General features: G+C 65.5%; 15 protein-coding genes and 1 tRNA gene. 7 read left to right on the top strand and 9 right to left on the bottom strand.

The genetic code is table 11. The annotated features are described in order from the left end of the window. Window positions 1–10 precede the first annotated feature (10 nt). The 3 genes from ACIA49_RS21570 to ACIA49_RS21560 form a co-directional block, all read right to left on the bottom strand. The gene (locus tag ACIA49_RS21570) at window positions 11–691 is read right to left on the bottom strand and encodes an SAM-dependent methyltransferase (protein WP_396378974.1); all 681 of its coding nucleotides are present in this window, start codon (window positions 689–691) and stop codon (window positions 11–13) included. A 582-nt stretch (window positions 692–1,273) separates the two neighbouring features. Beyond that, complete coding sequence (locus tag ACIA49_RS21565) at window positions 1,274–1,732, bottom strand: hypothetical protein (RefSeq protein WP_396378973.1); 459 nt, start codon at window positions 1,730–1,732, stop codon at window positions 1,274–1,276. Between the two features lie 146 nt (window positions 1,733–1,878). After that, window positions 1,879–2,667 (bottom strand): aspartyl protease family protein, encoded by a 789-nt coding sequence (locus ACIA49_RS21560; RefSeq protein WP_396378972.1) that lies wholly within the window; start codon window positions 2,665–2,667, stop codon window positions 1,879–1,881. Between the two features lie 126 nt (window positions 2,668–2,793). On the opposite strand from ACIA49_RS21560, the gene ACIA49_RS21555 reads away from it, so the two are divergent. Further along, window positions 2,794–3,303: an NUDIX domain-containing protein gene (locus ACIA49_RS21555; RefSeq protein ID WP_396378971.1), complete on the top strand. Its 510-nt coding sequence runs from the start codon at window positions 2,794–2,796 to the stop codon at window positions 3,301–3,303. 170 nt (window positions 3,304–3,473) lie between these two features. On the opposite strand, the gene ACIA49_RS21550 is transcribed toward ACIA49_RS21555, so the two are convergent. The 4 genes from ACIA49_RS21550 to pip form a co-directional block, all read right to left on the bottom strand. Next, on the bottom strand, window positions 3,474–3,863 hold the full coding sequence (locus ACIA49_RS21550; protein WP_396378970.1) for a hypothetical protein: 390 nt from the start codon (window positions 3,861–3,863) through the stop codon (window positions 3,474–3,476). Window positions 3,864–3,930: 67 nt separating this feature from the next. After that, complete coding sequence (locus ACIA49_RS21545) at window positions 3,931–4,134, bottom strand: hypothetical protein (RefSeq protein ID WP_396378969.1); 204 nt, start codon at window positions 4,132–4,134, stop codon at window positions 3,931–3,933. A 95-nt stretch (window positions 4,135–4,229) separates the two neighbouring features. Next, window positions 4,230–4,781 (bottom strand): dihydrofolate reductase family protein, encoded by a 552-nt coding sequence (locus tag ACIA49_RS21540; protein WP_396378968.1) that lies wholly within the window; start codon window positions 4,779–4,781, stop codon window positions 4,230–4,232. 120 nt (window positions 4,782–4,901) lie between these two features. Further along, window positions 4,902–5,888 (bottom strand): prolyl aminopeptidase, encoded by a 987-nt coding sequence (pip, locus tag ACIA49_RS21535; RefSeq protein ID WP_396378967.1) that lies wholly within the window; start codon window positions 5,886–5,888, stop codon window positions 4,902–4,904. Between the two features lie 216 nt (window positions 5,889–6,104). Here pip and ACIA49_RS21530 point away from each other — a divergent pair, with 216 nt between their 5' ends. Then, window positions 6,105–7,076: a bacteriocin fulvocin C-related protein gene (locus tag ACIA49_RS21530; RefSeq protein ID WP_396378966.1), complete on the top strand. Its 972-nt coding sequence runs from the start codon at window positions 6,105–6,107 to the stop codon at window positions 7,074–7,076. A gap of 1,561 nt (window positions 7,077–8,637) precedes the next feature. Here ACIA49_RS21530 and ACIA49_RS21525 read toward each other — a convergent pair. Continuing rightward, entirely contained in the window at window positions 8,638–9,003 is a 366-nt protein-coding gene (locus tag ACIA49_RS21525; RefSeq protein ID WP_396378965.1) for a hypothetical protein, read from the bottom strand. A gap of 325 nt (window positions 9,004–9,328) precedes the next feature. On the opposite strand from ACIA49_RS21525, the gene ACIA49_RS21520 reads away from it, so the two are divergent. Further along, window positions 9,329–10,432, top strand: coding sequence for a hypothetical protein (locus tag ACIA49_RS21520; RefSeq protein WP_396378964.1), 1,104 nt, complete (start codon window positions 9,329–9,331; stop codon window positions 10,430–10,432). Window positions 10,433–11,321: 889 nt separating this feature from the next. Here the strand turns inward: ACIA49_RS21520 and ACIA49_RS21515 are convergent. Beyond that, window positions 11,322–11,394, bottom strand: a tRNA-Arg gene (locus ACIA49_RS21515). 81 nt (window positions 11,395–11,475) lie between these two features. Here ACIA49_RS21515 and ACIA49_RS21510 point away from each other — a divergent pair. The 4 genes from ACIA49_RS21510 (at window position 11,476) to ACIA49_RS21495 (ending at window position 16,060) form a co-directional block, all read left to right on the top strand. Further along, window positions 11,476–12,030: a hypothetical protein gene (locus ACIA49_RS21510; RefSeq protein WP_396378963.1), complete on the top strand. Its 555-nt coding sequence runs from the start codon at window positions 11,476–11,478 to the stop codon at window positions 12,028–12,030. Window positions 12,031–12,067: 37 nt separating this feature from the next. Then, entirely contained in the window at window positions 12,068–12,649 is a 582-nt protein-coding gene (locus ACIA49_RS21505) for a hypothetical protein (protein WP_396378962.1), read from the top strand. A gap of 205 nt (window positions 12,650–12,854) precedes the next feature. After that, window positions 12,855–13,829, top strand: coding sequence for a hypothetical protein (locus ACIA49_RS21500; RefSeq protein WP_396378961.1), 975 nt, complete (start codon window positions 12,855–12,857; stop codon window positions 13,827–13,829). A 326-nt stretch (window positions 13,830–14,155) separates the two neighbouring features. Then, window positions 14,156–16,060, top strand: a complete 1,905-nt coding sequence (locus ACIA49_RS21495) for a phosphoenolpyruvate carboxykinase (GTP) (RefSeq protein ID WP_396378960.1) — start codon at window positions 14,156–14,158, stop codon at window positions 16,058–16,060. The last annotated feature ends 58 nt before the right edge of the window (window positions 16,061–16,118 follow it).

Below are 16,118 nucleotides of genomic sequence, written 5' to 3'. Positions count from 1 at the left end.
TGCTGTCACTTCACCCTTCCTTGCGGCGAGCGACGACCCGGGTGAGACCGAGCACCCGACCAGCATCGGTGTGAAGCATCCGCGCTTCCTCCTGTCCCGGCGTACCGGCGTCGTAGTCGCACGCCTCGTTCCACTGCAACCAGTCGCGCCACCCCTCAGGCAGCAGATCAGCCACCTCGACGTCGACCAGCCCCGTCTTCTCCCAATGCCGCCGCCACCAAGCGGCGCTGTGCCACGCGCAGAAGTCCCACTTCCAGTACGGCGTGAGGTGTGGCGGCGGATCGCCTTCCTCGGTGAGACCCGGCTGAACAATCCCGATCTGCCCACCACGCTTCACGAAACGCGAGTAATAGCCGAGGTAGAGGTCGTCGGTCCCGAAGTAGTGATACGCCCCAATACTCACCAACGCATCGAAGAACCCCTCAGCAAACGGCAACGCATGAGCCTCCGTAGAAATCGGGTGCACCCGACCCACAACGCCCGCCTCCTCCACCCGCCGGAGGTTCTCATCAGGCTTGACCCACAAATCAGCAGCCCACACCTCAACCCCGAACTCCTTGGTGAGAAAGACCGAACTCAACGCCGTACCGCACCCCATATCCAGCACCCGCATCCCAGGCTCCAGCGACATCACCTCGCTCAAAGCCTCCGCCTGCCACACCGGATTCGGCCCCATCCCCCCATCAACCATCCACCGAGCCGAATACCCCGCAGCCCGCGGATACCGCCCATTCCGCAACAACCCCGCCAGCTCACCCTCATCCACCCCCCAACCCTCCGCCGCCCCCACCAGCCAAGCAACCGGTTCACCCACTGCTCGGGTGCTTGAGATTTGCGGACGTCCACCACTCACCAAGTGCCGCCGAACGCAGTCATCGGCCCGCGGCTGAGCGTGGCCACGCGGTCGCTCCGGAGGTTAGTAAGTGGCTGGGGTCCGGTAGGCCGGCCTCTCCTCGGCGTGACCCTCGGTGGTCGAGCTCCTCGTCATCCGATTGGTGACCCCTCCTTCAGATTCGTCACCCCCGCCGGAGCTGAACGCCTGCTCGACGCTGGACAGTTCACCCGAGTAGCAGCCGCCCTGAAAGCCAAAACATCGGGACAACCACCTACCTCGAGAACGGCCTCACACCATGAGCGCCGTACTGGCCGTTGTTGTCCAATGCCGGCAACGGTGACAAGTTCGCAGGGGCCCTAAGCGGCAACCAGGAGATCGCTCACCCCCGTGATGAGCGATCCCTCGGGATTCGAGGCCGGGCGGAACTGCTTACTGGTGTTAGGTCCTGCAGTAGACGCCGGTGAAGGCCCAGTTGAGTGTGTGCGTGTCCCACATCTGCGTGCTGCCGCACATCTTCTCGGTGGGGCTGGCCGGCACCCACAAAGTGAAGTGGACGTTGGCGTAGTCATTGGCGATGGCGAACCTGCGATTGGGGCCTGGCGGAATGCCCTGCGCGATGGTGCTCTCCATCGTGGTGGCCTGACCGCTGACGGTCCAAGCCCTGGTCCAGTTTCCCTGACAGCTGTTGGACCACCACATCTGTGAGTAGCCGATGACCCTGCCATCACTGGCCTTCGCGGGCACCGCGGGGCCAACGATCCAGTTGCGTGTGCAATTCACTGGGCTCCCGCCGATGCCGTTTCTACCATCCGAGGCATTCGCCGCCGGCGCCGCCAGTGCGGTCGTCAGTACGCCGACAGTCAGTACCGACGCCGCGTACTTCATCAACCTGTTCATAAGTGACCTCCTCGTCGTGAGGTCAACTCTCGCCCTGCGACCAGCCTGTACGACGCCGTTGTGCACAGCTGAGCACCTCATGCACAACCTCACCACTCACCGCCTCACCCGTCGTACCGGGCTGCCTCCGACATCGGGTCAGCGCGTCATGAGTTCTGATTGCTCCAGCGCTGCTGCGGGAAATCCATGTACCAGTTGGCGTGACTGATGAGCGGCAGGCCGAGGATCATCTCGATGTTGATGCCGGACAGGTCCAGTACGCCGCACTCCTGCTCAGGGAAGGTCGCCTGACCAATGCGACACGGCGCCAGCCGCCCCATGGGATGCTGGCTGGTGGTGCCGTGGACGTCTGTGCCCGTACCGAACTCCTGAGCGATAGCGACGATCTCCGGGTGGGCCTCCGCCCACGCTTGGTCAACGAGCGTGATGCCGGCACCGGTGTCCCATACCGCGTTGATGGTGGTCTCCTCCCAGTGCACAGGCACTACGGGCGTCTTGTGAGAGGGAGTTTGCAACGGCAGAAGCGCCTCGGAGGGCGCCGGCCCGTCGAGCTCAAGGCTGCCTTCGTCGAACCGGAAATGACATGCATGCGAGCCGAGGACATCCATCCCCAGCAACGGAGGATGCGGCCAGCCCGCCGAGTCCATAGTCACCGTCATATCCCGCACCGTCAGCGGTCCCCACTCCAACGCCCCCAGCTGCACGAGCGTCTCGTTGACGTCACCGCTGCCGAACACACCACTCCCCGAGCTGGCGTCCCGCTGGACGCGACCCGCGAGCGCGTCCCGGTACGGCACCGAGCTGCGGTAGGTCCCGGTATCCAACAGCATGCGAACGGGCACACCATCCGCGACCACGTCGAGAAGCGCTTGGCGCGCACGAGGATCGGATACATCCGGTACGACGGGAAGTGGAAGCCTCAGCGTGGTCCCCATCACGCGATGATCCCAACCGCGTCCCCACCTGTACAGCTCAGTGCCCTCGAACCTCGTGGTCCGCAGCCGGGGTCAAGCACAGTCCGCCTGAGCAGATTGTCGGATCAGCCTGGCATTGTCGCCCGCATGCCGATCCCAAGAGCAGCAGCCGTGGTCACCGAAGGTCTTCGTGTGCTCGTGATCAAGCGCTATCTGCGGTACAAGTCAGCCAGCGATTGCGTCATGTGCGAGGCCCGCAACTGGAACCGTCCAGACTGCCCTGGCCACCACTACGCAGTACTGCCTGGCGGACACGTCGAGGAAGGCGAGACCGCCGAGGCCGCCGCCGTACGGGAACTGAACGAGGAGACCGCACTCACCGGCCGAATCGACCGCCTGCTGTGGACCGGCAAGCACAACGGCAGGCCCGCGTCGTACTTCCTGATTGCCGAGGTCACCGGCACACCAGTCCTGTCCGGCGACGAAGCGGACGCCCAGAGCACGGACAACTTCTCCGAACTGATGTGGGTCGGGGCCGACAAGTTCGACGAACTAGGCCTCTACCCCGCCGACCTCAGATCACCACTCGCCGAACTCCTAGGACCAACGCCCAGCAGCTCCCAGCTTCCCTCTCGGTCGGCTCCTGATAGGTCGTGACTGGTTGAACGAAGACGCGAAGACACCCCATTCCGAGACAGCCGGCCAAATCGGCGACGGTCACCCCGGAGTCACGAAGCCCTTGCGAAGGCCGCATCCGCAGGCCCGCGCCTGATTGTTATGGCAGCAGAGGCAGCGGGACGCTCGTCGGCCATGTCGTGGCAGACCGATCACTCGTAGGTAGTCGCGGCCTTCAGTGCATCGTTGACGATCTCCCAGCCGTTGCCGGCAGGCACCCGTCCTCGGCCGGCGGAGTAGCCGCCCGAGTCAGAGAGCCAGGCGGCGAATGCTCCAAGGTACTCGTGTGTCTCTGAGTTTCTCCATGGTGCTCCCGACGCCGCTTCGACCGCGAGCTCCGTTGCTGTGGCGATGACGCGGTCGCGACCGCTGGTAAGAGTCGCCGAAGGGCAGCCGGCCGCCGCGCACTCTTCATCAACGTCGGCGTCTCCGTGTTCGAACTCGTAGTGGAAGCACACGTAGTGCATCCGCTCGAAGACCTCGTAGTTCTCGCGGCCTACGCGGACGGGCCTTTGGCACCGTACGCACACCAGATCTTTCACACCGCCAGCATGTCATCCGGAGCGATGAGAGCTCGAGAAGCCCGTGACCGCCGCGTCGTACAGCCGGCTAGCGGAGCTTTCGGTGGCGCCAGGTCCACTTCAGTGGGTCGGGATCACTGTTCGCGCTTTCGAAGTCGCGCTTGAAGGCTTGGAAGTCCCAGCCCAGGATGTCGAATACCTGAGCCTGGGTTGGAGGTCGCCCATGCGATTTCACATAGGCCTCGACGGCTCTCTTCTGCGTGGCTATCTCTGCCTCGGTGAACAATGCCATGTTGCGAAGCTAACGGCGCACACGTCACGCTGGGCGGACATGGCCTGATGCTGACAGCCGGATGAACGCCGAGCCGTCCCGATAGGGCGGGTAGGTCAGCGGCGGACGCGGTAGCGGATGTGGGTGGCCTGCGGGGTCTCGATGACGCGAATGATGTCCAGGGTGACGAGCGAGGGCAGCACATCGAAGAGTCGGAGGCCGGCACCGAGTAGTACCGGGATGTGATGGATCTGCACCTCGTCGAGCACCCCTGCCTCGATTGCCCGCTGCGCGACATATCCGCCGCGTACCTGGACGTCCCGGTCCCCGGCGGCGGCCTTCGCCTGGGCCATGGCGCTTTCGATTCCGTCGGTCACGTAGGTCACCAACGGGTAGTTCCACCGGGCGGCCGGGCCGGGCGGTCGGTGACTGGGTACGAAGATCGGGGCGCCGTTGTGGTCACCGCCCCAGTGATCCATCAGCTCCGCGGTCCGCCGCCCTGCGAGGACGGCACCGGCGGCGTTCCACTCGGCTTCGAACTGTCCCGCAGGCCCGCCGGCATTGAACCACTCGTGGAGCAGTTCGCCGTTCTCCCCGCCGAGGAAGTCGTCGGGATCGGCGATGTACCCGTCGAGTGACATCGACATGTCGAGGATGGATGTAGACACTTCGACCTCCTGCTTTCTCAAGTCGACTGGGCCCCTGTGGGCGCCATCTGCCTATGCGTCGAACGGCCGACGCCGGATTAGACACGGCTCCCAAGAAGCCTCAGACCGGTCCTCGTCAGCTCAGTCGCTGGCTGTCGGCGTACTGGACGAAGCCGCGGTGACGCGCTGCACGGGGGCTTTGGCGAAGCGGTTGGTTGCGGCCATGACAGCTTCTGCCGTTCCGGCGGCGTGCGTGCCGTGCTCGACGATGACCAGTTCTGATCCCTGCCAGGCGTGGTGCAGCACCCATGGATTGCCGCTGAGTGCGCCGAGGTCGAGCCGCCCGTGCACGATGGCGCCGGGGATGTCCTGGAGAAGGTGCCCGCTGCGGGCCAGTTGGTCGTCTGCCAACCAACAGCGGTTGCTGAAGTAGTGCGTGACGAGTCGGGCGAAGGCGAGTTGGAACCGAGGCTCCCACGGCTCGTGGTCGACGTCGCGGCCTGGCGGGACAGTGGCGATCGCATCCTCCCAAGCGCACCAATCCTCTGCTGCTTTGCGATGTACGGCGGGATCGGGGTCCATGAGGAGGCGGTGATAGGCGGCCGAGATGTCCTCGCCAGGATCGGGTACGCCGGCGACGAAGCGCTCGTACGCCTCGGGGGCCAGGCCGCTGAAGCCGCGGATCAGCCACTCGATCTCGCAGTGCCTGCCGGTGGCGACGGCAGTCACGATCATCTCCGAGACTCGCTCCGGGTGGCGCATCGCGTAGGTCAGCGAGAGCACTGAACCCCAGGAAACGCCGAACAGCAGCCACCTCTCGATGCCCAGGTGCTCACGCAACTGCTCCATGTCGCGGATCAGGTGGTCAGTGGTGTTGGTGGACAGGTCGATCACGGGCTCGCTGGCGTGAGGGGTGCTCCGGCCGCAGTTGCGTTGGTCGAACGAGACGATGCGGTAGACGGCGGGGTCGAACTGGCCTGGGGAACGTACACCGCACCCGGAGCCAGGGCCGCCGTGCACGTACAGCGCTGGCTTGCCGTCCGGATTGCCGCACGCCATCCAGTACATGCGGTGCCCGTCACCGACGTCGAGCATGCCTTCGTCGTACGGCTCAACCTGGGGGTACATCCGGTCCTCCCGACAGAAATGACAGTGCTTATGTAAATGCGATGGCCAGGGAGTGTCGCCGCTAGAGCGGTCGGACGCAACACTTTTCCGCCACGGCCGAAGCCTCTGCTGCTGGCTACCGGGAGCAGCGGCTTGACCACAAGACGTGACCTCTAGCCCTTGTAGCGTGACCGATCACGCTGGTTCTCCAGCGTGATCGGCTGAAACGAGAAAGGGATGCCCATGGTTCAGCAGTGGATTCTTGCGTTCGACGCGTCGTGCGGAACGTGCACCAGCGTCTCCGATGCGGTTGCGGAAGCATGCGGGCCGGGTCTGGAGATCAGACCGCTGGGGGACGCCGACGTACAAACTCTCCGGGTTCGGGCGTTGGGCCCTGACCCGGTGTGGGCACCGACCCTGCTGCGGGTGGACGGCGATCGGGTTCGGGCATGGACCGGGCGTGCGATCGCGGTTCCACTCGCCCGTCGACTCGGGCTGGTCGCGAGCGCCCGGGTCATCCAGGCACTGGGGAGGCTTCGCCGCCGCGCTGAAGGCCGGGCAGATGAACTACCGGGCGCCCCGACCGGTCCGGCGCAGTTGAGCCGGGCACATTTCCTGCGGTTGTCGGGTGGGATCGGCGTAGTAGCAGGCATGGCCCTGACTGGCTCGATGCCTGCCTTCGCCGACATCGAGAAGCAGTCGGCCCGTGACTGGGTCGCAGCAAACCGGGCGACCCTGCCCGACACTTACGCCACCTTCGCGAAGTATCCGCTGACCTTCCGTCGGGAGATCTTCGTCGCTTCCGCGCCTGAGGTCCGCAGCCGGCTGTGGACAGATCACATTGATCAGTTCCGCGCCGCCCGGCCCAGCCTCACTCCCGAGCAGCACAAGGTCCTCGACGAGGCACAGGCCCTCGTCGCCCGGCACGAAATCTGGCAACCGGAGCAGGCCGCCGACACGACAAGGCTCAGCGCCCTGAGGACCGCAGCGATCGAAGCATTCAGCAAGCCGGAGGCCTACGCCGCGATCGGGACACTAGGCCCCGCCCCTGCCGCACGGAGGGCAACAACCGGCACCACGGACACCTGCCCCTGCGCTACGACCGATGGTTGGTGCGGAGACCTGCACTGCTACCCCGGAAACTGCGACTACCGCCCAAGCGGCTGCGGCACCGTCTGGGTCGAACCCTGCGACGGAACCTGTAGCTGAACCGCCTACCCAGCACGTCCCCGGAGTCGCCTCTAAGCGCCTCCGGGGAGGCAGGGTCAGCAGCGCGGTGTACTTCGTTCCGGCATCCGCTCAACGCTCGGCGCCTTCTCTCCCACGCCCCGTCGGAGCCAGCGCCGCCAGCCGGCTCAACGGAACCCTGCCCAGCCCGAAACGCGGCGACTTCACCCACGCTCCAGAGCCTTCCCATGCCCGTCTCCGTGCTCCGCGCAGGCGGCCGCCGCAGCCGCTCTAGGTCTCCCGAGCCCCAGCTGCCCTATGGCGCCTCCAGCAGCTCCGCCGCCAGTGACACGGCCGCCCGTACAGGAACATGCGGAACCTCCGACCCCACACCAGGTCCTCGAACGGTTGATAGACCTACGTCCCGGATCTCCCACGCACGCTCACGCCGTCATCTGCTGCTGGTGCCACCGCTGACTACTGTGCGCCTGGACGCTGGTATCGGTCCGGGGAATGTCCAGGATCGTCTGGGCTGATCCGGGGTCGGTGTTCGCACGCCTGTTAGCAAATGGCTGGTGGAGAGGTGAGACAGTTGATTCGCCGCTCCTGCGGCTTCGAGGGGGGACCCGTGACACTGGCCAAGAAGGGCGCTCGACCGATCGTCGTTGACGGCATCTCGTACCGATGGCGGCTACGCGGGCGGCCAACGTACAACCAAGGCCTTGGTTGGTCGCCCTGCATCTACGCGGTCGACCACGCCGACGACCCGGGGTCGACGCTCGTGGTCACAACGAACCAGTTGCACCCCAGCAACTGGATTGGGGGCACAGCAAAGGCGGTTCTGCCTTCCGCCGTCGCACACTCCATTCGGCTTGCCCTCGAACGCGGGTGGACCCCCACCACGCCCGGTTCGCCGTACGCGCTCGACCTGTCGCGCGGATTCACAGCCTCATCCTGACGCCACACGGATCCGTCGAGGTGAGCCGGACCACCGCGTTCCTTTGAGACAAGTCCAGCCTTGCGTCTTCCCGCCTGCCGCTCAAACCACGCGCACCCCCTCTGGTGGGCTCCAGATAGGTCCTGATTGGGTTGGGCGGGAAGACGCACCCCGACCATCCACCGAGCTGGCCGGCCAATTCGGCACGCTCATCCCGGAGTCGTGAGGCTCCCGTCGGAGGCAATGCTCTTGCCTTTCGTGAAGGAACCTGTCCTCAGCCGAGAGCGCAGACCGTTCCTGAATGCGCTTCCACGAGGCCCAAACTCCATCCGAGACGTCTGCGGCGCTCTCGAATCCCAAGGCGGACGCAATCTCGTCGGTCGGTCGAGCCGGACCGCCCAAGTCAAGCATTGCGGCCCTCAAGACTCCTGCTCGAGGTCAACTTCGATCAGCTGTCCAGGGCTGCTCACGGGCCTAAGGAGGCCAGCTCGCTTGCGACCGAAAATCGGCAGATCCGTGCGTTGGCCGACCCCATCAGGTGGTCGCCAGTCTTCTAGCCTGTCGCGCCTCAGCTGGCTGAGGTGTGTCGCGGATCAGTTGTCGGATCACAGCGCACGGGTGGCTGTGCGGAGGAACGTATCGCGGCAGGTGAGTGTGACTTCGTGGTCACTGACCTGTGATCGCTAGCCACCAGTCGAGGGTGGCACTTCCAGCCTCCAGGCTGTCGAGCTGCTTGACCGCATGCTCGACGAACTCCGCTGGTAAACGAACAGCGTGGTCGAAGTCGTAGTGAGCCAAGCCTTCGGGCCACTGATAAGTGCCGTCAGAGAACTCCAGCGCACCGTTGTGTTTGCCACAGGCGCGGCACGGTGAGAGCCCCATGTGCGCGGCGACCATTGTCCCGCTGCACAGGTAGGACCAGACCATGTGCCGCTCTTCTGCATCCCATGACTCGTCGACGAGATCTATCGGGTCGGGGTACTCGAGATGCATCTCGTTGCGCCAGTAGCCGATGAGCCGTCGTTCCTTCACAGGGGACAGTCTCGACCATCGCGCAACCTTCCCTGTCCGACATGCTGGGGCCAGCACAGAACGCACTGAACTCGGCAATGGGCGTGCGTTGGCCGACCTGCCAGGTCGCCGAGGCTTCTAGCCTGTCGCACATCAGTTGGCGCACATGTGTCGCGGATCAGTTGTCGGACCACAGTGACAGAGCCGAGCACGGAGCCCAGCGTACGAACCGGCCGTCTGCTCGATCCAGAGACGCTGGCCGTCATATGAGCTGGCGCCGGACCTACCCCGTACGAGAGGCTGCTCGGTGCACGCAGGGGTGTGCAGGCGGTTCAGGGGAGACGGAATGTCAAAGAAGAATTCACCATCAGATGCTGAGGGGTTTGACCGTTTTGCGGAGGCTCCTTGGATGGATGGAGACACGGAATCTGCGCTGCACTCAATCATTCCGCATTACATGCAGGGTAGTTCTGCGGTGCTGTATGGTCGCTGGTGGCAGCTTGAGCGCTGGCTGCGCACCCTGGTTTACGTTGAACTGAAAGCACTTCACGGCCGCAACTGGGTTGATGAAGTCAAGGCAGCGAACGGCCGGCTGGCCCAAGATGCCGCGTTTACCCATATGTCCGGCCCGGATAATGACAATCCTCTCGCCTATCTTGACTATAGCCAGCTAATCCAGATAGTCGATAACAACTGGGCGCAACTTGGGTACGCTCTCCTTGAGAAGGGGTCATGGGACGGGCGCCAGGTAGACCTCAAGCGAATTAGACATCGCATTGGGCACATGCGCAGCCCGCACTCCGACGACATAAACCGTCTCGAACAGACTCTACGAGACCTGGAGCGTGGCGCGTTCATTGCTCTTGCGAGCTACAACGAACGTTGGGTTCCTGACTCCGAGACGAACAACGACCCCGTCACTCGCGGCTGGATCGACGCTGAACACGAGGTTGCCCAACGACTCTTCGTTCACGCCTATGACCACTACGAAACCAGCCTGCACGTTCGGACAAGCAAGCGTCCGTGGAAAACAGGTTCGGTCGAAGATCTGGCTGGCGCACAAGGCTACCTCTGGCATGCAGACTTCTTTCTGCGATCCAGATTTGTAGACGTACCTGCATTGTGGCGCGACGTGAAAAACTCCTTTGTTGAGTCGCTACTCTTACATCTAGAAATCCGGAGCCCGCAGCAGATCGGCTTTACTTTCAGTGCTGCCGATGACGCAAATCAAGTCTCTGACGCTATCGGTCGAGCATTCGACTGGGTCCTAGTGAATTCGTCGCTGCGCGATCGCAGCAAGAGTCGGCCCTATGCCTCGTGGGCACGCCGCCACCGGCAAATGGATTATCGGATCGTAGGCGCCGATCCTTGGACGACTGTTGACGATACAACTGTACCGATAGACATATTCGGCGCTGGTGGTGGAGTTGACCGCGTACCACGTTGGTAGCAGATCCCCCTTTGCCCTCCTGCTAGTGAACACTGCGGAGGATGCGAGCATGGCTGCCACGTTCAGCTTCCCGTCGTCCCTGATCCCCCGCAGGATGGACACGGCTCGGGTTCGGTGACCACCTTGCCATCTCTGATGCGCGTCTTTTGAACGATCGTCCAGCCCCTCCCTCGGCAGGTGGGGCAGGGTGGGCGTGATGGCTGGGTGGGTTTGGGCATGGGTGTCCGTTCGGCTGGGTCGGGACATGGGCGCGCCCTTGCCTAGAGGTGTGAGGACGAGGCCAGGGCAAGGGCGCGGGGTGGTGAGGCGTGGCCGGCGCGGATGCAGGGATCGACGCGCCGGATTAGGGGGTGGTGTCGGGGATGACCCGGCCTCCGATGAGGTGTTCTAGGCGGTTCTTGACCTCGACCGGGCTGCCGATGGCGGCGAAGTGGTGGGGGCTCGGGACGATGGCGGTCATGATGTCCAGGGCCGTGGCCTGTCGGACGAGACCGGTGACGGCGTCGGGAGTGGCCGCGTGCTCTTCGACGTGCGTTGGGCCAGTGGGTATCCGCTGGTGGCGAAGGGGGCTAGGTAGTTCCGGAGAGGTTGAGCCCGGAGCCAGCGACGGGGAGAGAGTCCGGAGTCTGTCGTTGCGAGGCTCGCGGTCGGCCGTGACGCCGCGGGAGGTCCCGAGGGATGCCGGCGCCACGATGGGCGGGTGGGGCGGGCGGGCGGTAGCCCGCAGGGGGCGGCGGTAGCCGCAGGGGAAAGCGGCGATGAGCTGCGTCAAAGGCTGGGTGGGGCAGGCGGGCGAGCACGCGACGTAGGAGTGGGCGTAGCTGGCTGCGGGGGCGCCGTACACAGGCAAAAGCCCAGGTCAGCGGGCTGATCCTGGGCTTTTGATTTGCGCGCTCGGAGGGATTCGAACCCCCAACCTTCTGATCCGTAGTCAGATGCTCTATCCGTTGAGCTACGAGCGCCGGGCAACGTCGAGTAACGATACAGGGAGGTGGCGGGTCGATGCTAATCGGGGGTGGGGAGGGGGCTCTAGCATCCGGGTCATGGGTATTGAGGACTTGCTGGGTGGGCGGGATCTGGGGGATGTGAAGAAGGCGGTCGGGTTCGTGATGGAGAACTCGGACGACTTCCAGAAGGTGCTGGAGTTGGTGCGGGGGCTGCCGGATGGGGCGCTGGACTTTATTGGGAAGTTGCCGGATCTGTTGAAGACGATCGGGTCTGGGTTGGCTGAGGCTGGGGAGCAGGCTGGGAAGGCTGCTGGGGCCTTGGTGGGGGAGGACGGGCAGGGCGGGGCTCGGAAGGCGCTCAGTGGGAGTGCGAGCACGATGAACTCGGCCAAGGATCGGCTGCATGATGCGGCGGGGATGCTGGCGGGGCTGGCTGGGGAGCTGGACAAGATCCCGGGGATCGGGGATGCGGCGGCGAAGCGGCTGAATGACGGGAGTGGGCAGATCGGCGGGGTGGCTACGGAGATCGAGAGCCTGGCCGGGAACCTGGGGGACCTGTCGGACATTCTGTCGGCGGTCGGGGATGCGTTGAAGGGGCTCGGGACGAAGCTGAGCGAGTCGGGTGGGTCGGTGCAGAAGCTGCTCGACTGAGCCGGCGGAGGACCTGGGGATCGTTAGGGTCTCCGGTATGGCGAATCGGGTGGTTCGGGGTACGGCGATCGCGGCTGGGGTGGCTGCGGTCGTGGGGGGTGGCGTGGGGTTTGCGCTGGGGAAGCCTGTTCAGGAAGAGGATGTGGTGCCGGCGCGAAAGCTGGCCGCGGACGTGTGTGCGCGGATCGGGGACGTGTCGGCGCTGTTGCCTAAGGCATCGAATGGGCGGCTGACGCAGGCGGGGACGGATGCGGTGACTTGTGCTGCTGGTGCGAGCCGGCAGCGGTCGACGACGTTCTCGGCGGCTTCGGTGAAGGTGACGATCACCGCGTACGGCGGGAAGCTGGCGGGGGCTGGGGAGGCGCCTTTCTCGCCGACGGCGATGGCGACGAAGGCGTTTGACCGGTCGCCGTTGAAGGCGGTGCCGGATCGGCCGTACCCGACCAAGGGAGATCGGACCGTCAACGGGCTGGCGGGTGAGTCGTTCACGACGCGGGTGCTCGTGCAGCGCGCGGATGTCGTCGTACTGGTGGAGTACACGGCCAGTCCGGTGTTGGAGGACGTTGCGCGGCAGGCTGCGACCGTGCTGGCGGACCGGGCGATCTGGGAGACGAAGTGAGCGCGCCGGAGATTGCCGGGTACCGGTTCGAGCAGTTGTTGCTGGAGCATCCGCTGGCGGAGGTGTGGCGCGGGCGGGCCTTCACGGGGATGGAGGTTGTCGCGCTCGTGCTGACCGAGGCGGGCGCGCGGGAGCAGGGCGTGCAGGAGCGGTTGGTGCAGGCCGGGCGGGATGCGGCGCTGAGCCGGGCCAGCAGGAGACGCCGTTGTGGGCGGCGAACTTCAGCGCAACGCGGCCGTACGCGATCACGCAACTCGTCCCCGGACAGTGCGGCGCCGAGCGCCTCGTCGACCCGCTCGACGGGATCCTCGGGAACGACGACGAGGCGCTGCAGGCGGTGCGGTCGTTGCTCAGCCAGTACGGCGGCGTCGCGCCGAGCGCCGTACCGGAGTTCCCCTCGTACGTCGGAGGGGCGGCGGAAGGTGGAGACCAGCCCGAGCCGACTGCGCCGGCCGCGGTGGTCCAAGAAGAACCCCAAGGGATTGCCAAGAAGCTGGGCGCCGGGATCTATGTGGTCGCGGCTGTCGTGGTGCTGGTCGTCTTCACCTTTACCTACTCGGTGGGCGCCGCGGTTGGTGGTGCGGTGAAGAAGGCGGAGCCGGAAGCGGCCCCGCCCCCAGCGGTGAGCCCCGCAGCCCTCCCGGAGACCGTGCTGCTCCCGGGACTCCCGAAGATCACGACAGCGCCGTACCAGCGGCCTGACGGCAAGCCGGGCCTGATGGGGGCGACCTACCCGGTCAACGCTGACCTGCAGGTGGTCACCAACGCGGACCTGCCGTTCGCGATCGGCTGGCCGCGTCTGCCCGCGGTGTCGTCGCTGGGTGAGTCGTCGACCGTGGCCTACCGGCGCATCCAGACCAAGGATCCGACCGGCTATCAGAAGAAGACGCCGGACGCGCGGATCGCGCTCACCGTCTGCGCGGACCTGAAGGACTGCACAGCCAAGCGCCCAGCGTTCGACCAGTTGTGGACGAAGGTCTACAAGTCGCCGGCCCCGACCGTGGCCAAGGACGAGCGGACCTGGCTGACGACTCAGAACAAGCCGTACGCGCTGATGATGACGCGGGCGTTCCGGAGCGGCGGTCAGTGGTGGCTGGTCGGCGTCGTGGTGACTGGTGAGCCGGGTGAGGAACTGGACGTCCAGCGGCTGCTGAACGACATCTGGCGGCAGACCACCTGATTCGCCGAAAAATCTTCACCGAACGGCCCGCGTCCCCACGCGGGCCGTTCTCATTTTCACAAGCGGGACCGGAAAGCGGTTGTCGCCAAAACTTTGTGACCGGGTTCACGTACGACGGGTTCACAGCGGACATCTTCGTCGCGTACCGTTAGTACCACTTGCACACTGGTATGCGTCCACTGCAATCACTGGTCTGCGACAGATCACACCGCCAGTCCGCTGGATCGAACCGCTGGAGACCCCGGCGGCCGGTGCCGTACCGCGTTCCTCAGCGTCGAGGGACCGAGCGGCGACCGGGACGACAGCTGAGAGGGAATGAGCCGCCGATGACGACCACCGCCAGCCCGACCCACACCGCCGATCTCACCGACAACGAGACGATCGCGCCCGTGACCCAGGCCCCGCCGAGCGAGCCGCAGGCTCCGGCGTACGACCTGTCCGGCGCACCGACGAAGCACGCGGGCCTGCTGGCATGGGTGGCCGAGGTGGCCGAGCTCACGCAGCCGGATGCCATCCACTGGGTGACCGGCTCCGACGAGGAGTACGCCGCCCTCACCCAGGGGCTGATCGACGCCGGCACGATGGTCCGCCTCAACGAGGCGAAGAAGCCGAACTCGTTCTGGGTCCGTACCGACCCCAGTGACGTCGCCCGCGTCGAGCAGCGCACGTTCATCTGCTCCGTGGACGAGAAGGACGCCGGTCCGACCAACAACTGGATGGACCCGGCCGAGATGAAGGTCCTGATGACGGACCTGTACCGCGGCTCGATGCGCGGCCGGACCCTGTACGTCGTTCCGTTCTGCATGGGCCCGTTGACCGCCGAGACCCCGATGTTCGGTGTCGAGATCACGGACTCGGCGTACGTGGTCGGCTCGATGCGGATCATGGCCCGCACCGGTTCCGACGTACTGGAGAAGATGGGCACCGACGCGAAGTACGTGCCCTGTCTGCACTCCGTCGGCGCGCCGCTGGCCCCCGGCCAGCAGGACGTCCCGTGGCCCTGCAACGACGAGAAGTACATCGTGCAGTTCCCCGAGGAGCGGATGATCTGGTCCTACGGCTCCGGGTACGGCGGTAACTCGCTGCTCGGCAAGAAGTGCTACTCGCTGCGGATCGCCAGTGCGATGGCGCGCGACGAGGGCTGGCTGGCCGAGCACATGCTGATCCTGAAGCTGATCTCGCCGGACAAGCAGGTGCACTACATCGCGGCGGCGTTCCCGAGCGCCTGCGGCAAGACCAACCTGGCGATGCTCGACCCGACGCTCGAGGGCTGGGAGGTCGAGACGCTCGGCGACGACATCGCCTGGATGCGGTTCGGCAAGGACGGCCGCCTGTACGCCGTCAACCCGGAGTTCGGCCTGTTCGGCGTGGCCCCCGGGACCGGGTGGAAGACGAACCCGAACGCGATGCGCACGATCGAGAAGGGCAACTCGGTCTTCACGAACGTCGCGCTGACCGACGACGGTGACGTCTGGTGGGAGGGCTACTCGCCGACCCCGCCGGACCACCTGACCGACTGGAAGGGCCGCGAGTGGACGCCGGCCTCGAGTGAGCTGTCGAGCCACCCGAACAGCCGGTTCTGCACCCCGATCGAGCAGTGCCCGATCCTCGCCGACGAGTACGACGACCCGAACGGCGTACCGATCTCGGCGATCATCTTCGGTGGTCGCCGGGCGACGACGGTCCCGCTGGTGACCGAGTCGCGGGACTGGGCGCACGGTGTGTTCATGGGGGCGACGCTGTCCTCGGAGACCACCGCCGCCGCAGTCGGCCAGGTCGGCGTCGTCCGGCGTGACCCGATGGCGATGCTGCCGTTCCTCGGGTACGACGCCGGTCAGTACTTCGACCACTGGCTGACCGTGGGCAAGGAGAACGACGCGAGCAAGCTGCCGAAGATCTTCTACGTGAACTGGTTCCGCAAGGACGAGAACGGCAAGTTCGTCTGGCCGGGCTTCGGCGAGAACGGTCGCGTGCTGAAGTGGATCATCGAGCGGATCGAGGGTCAGACGGGCGCCGTCGAGACCGCGATCGGTCACGTGCCGGCCGCCGGTGCGCTGGACGTCAGCGGGCTGGAGCTCAGCGAGAAGGAGCTGCAGATCGCGCTGGATGTCGACGCCGAGGAGTGGAAGGCCGAGATCCCGCTGATCGAGGAGTGGTTCGCCAAGCTCGGCGACACCGTCCCGGCCGAGCTGAAGGTCGAGCTCGACAACCTGAAGGCCCGCCTGGGCTGATGAACTCCGCTGCCGAGTCGGAAGCCGGCAGCGGGAAGCACGCGGCGCCCTGGTCCCA

The organism is Kribbella sp. NPDC051587, assembly GCF_044453945.1.
Taxonomy (GTDB): Bacteria; Actinomycetota; Actinomycetes; order Propionibacteriales; family Kribbellaceae; genus Kribbella.
Note: the sequence above shows the minus strand (reverse complement) of the source record. Positions and strands in the feature narration are given on the sequence as shown.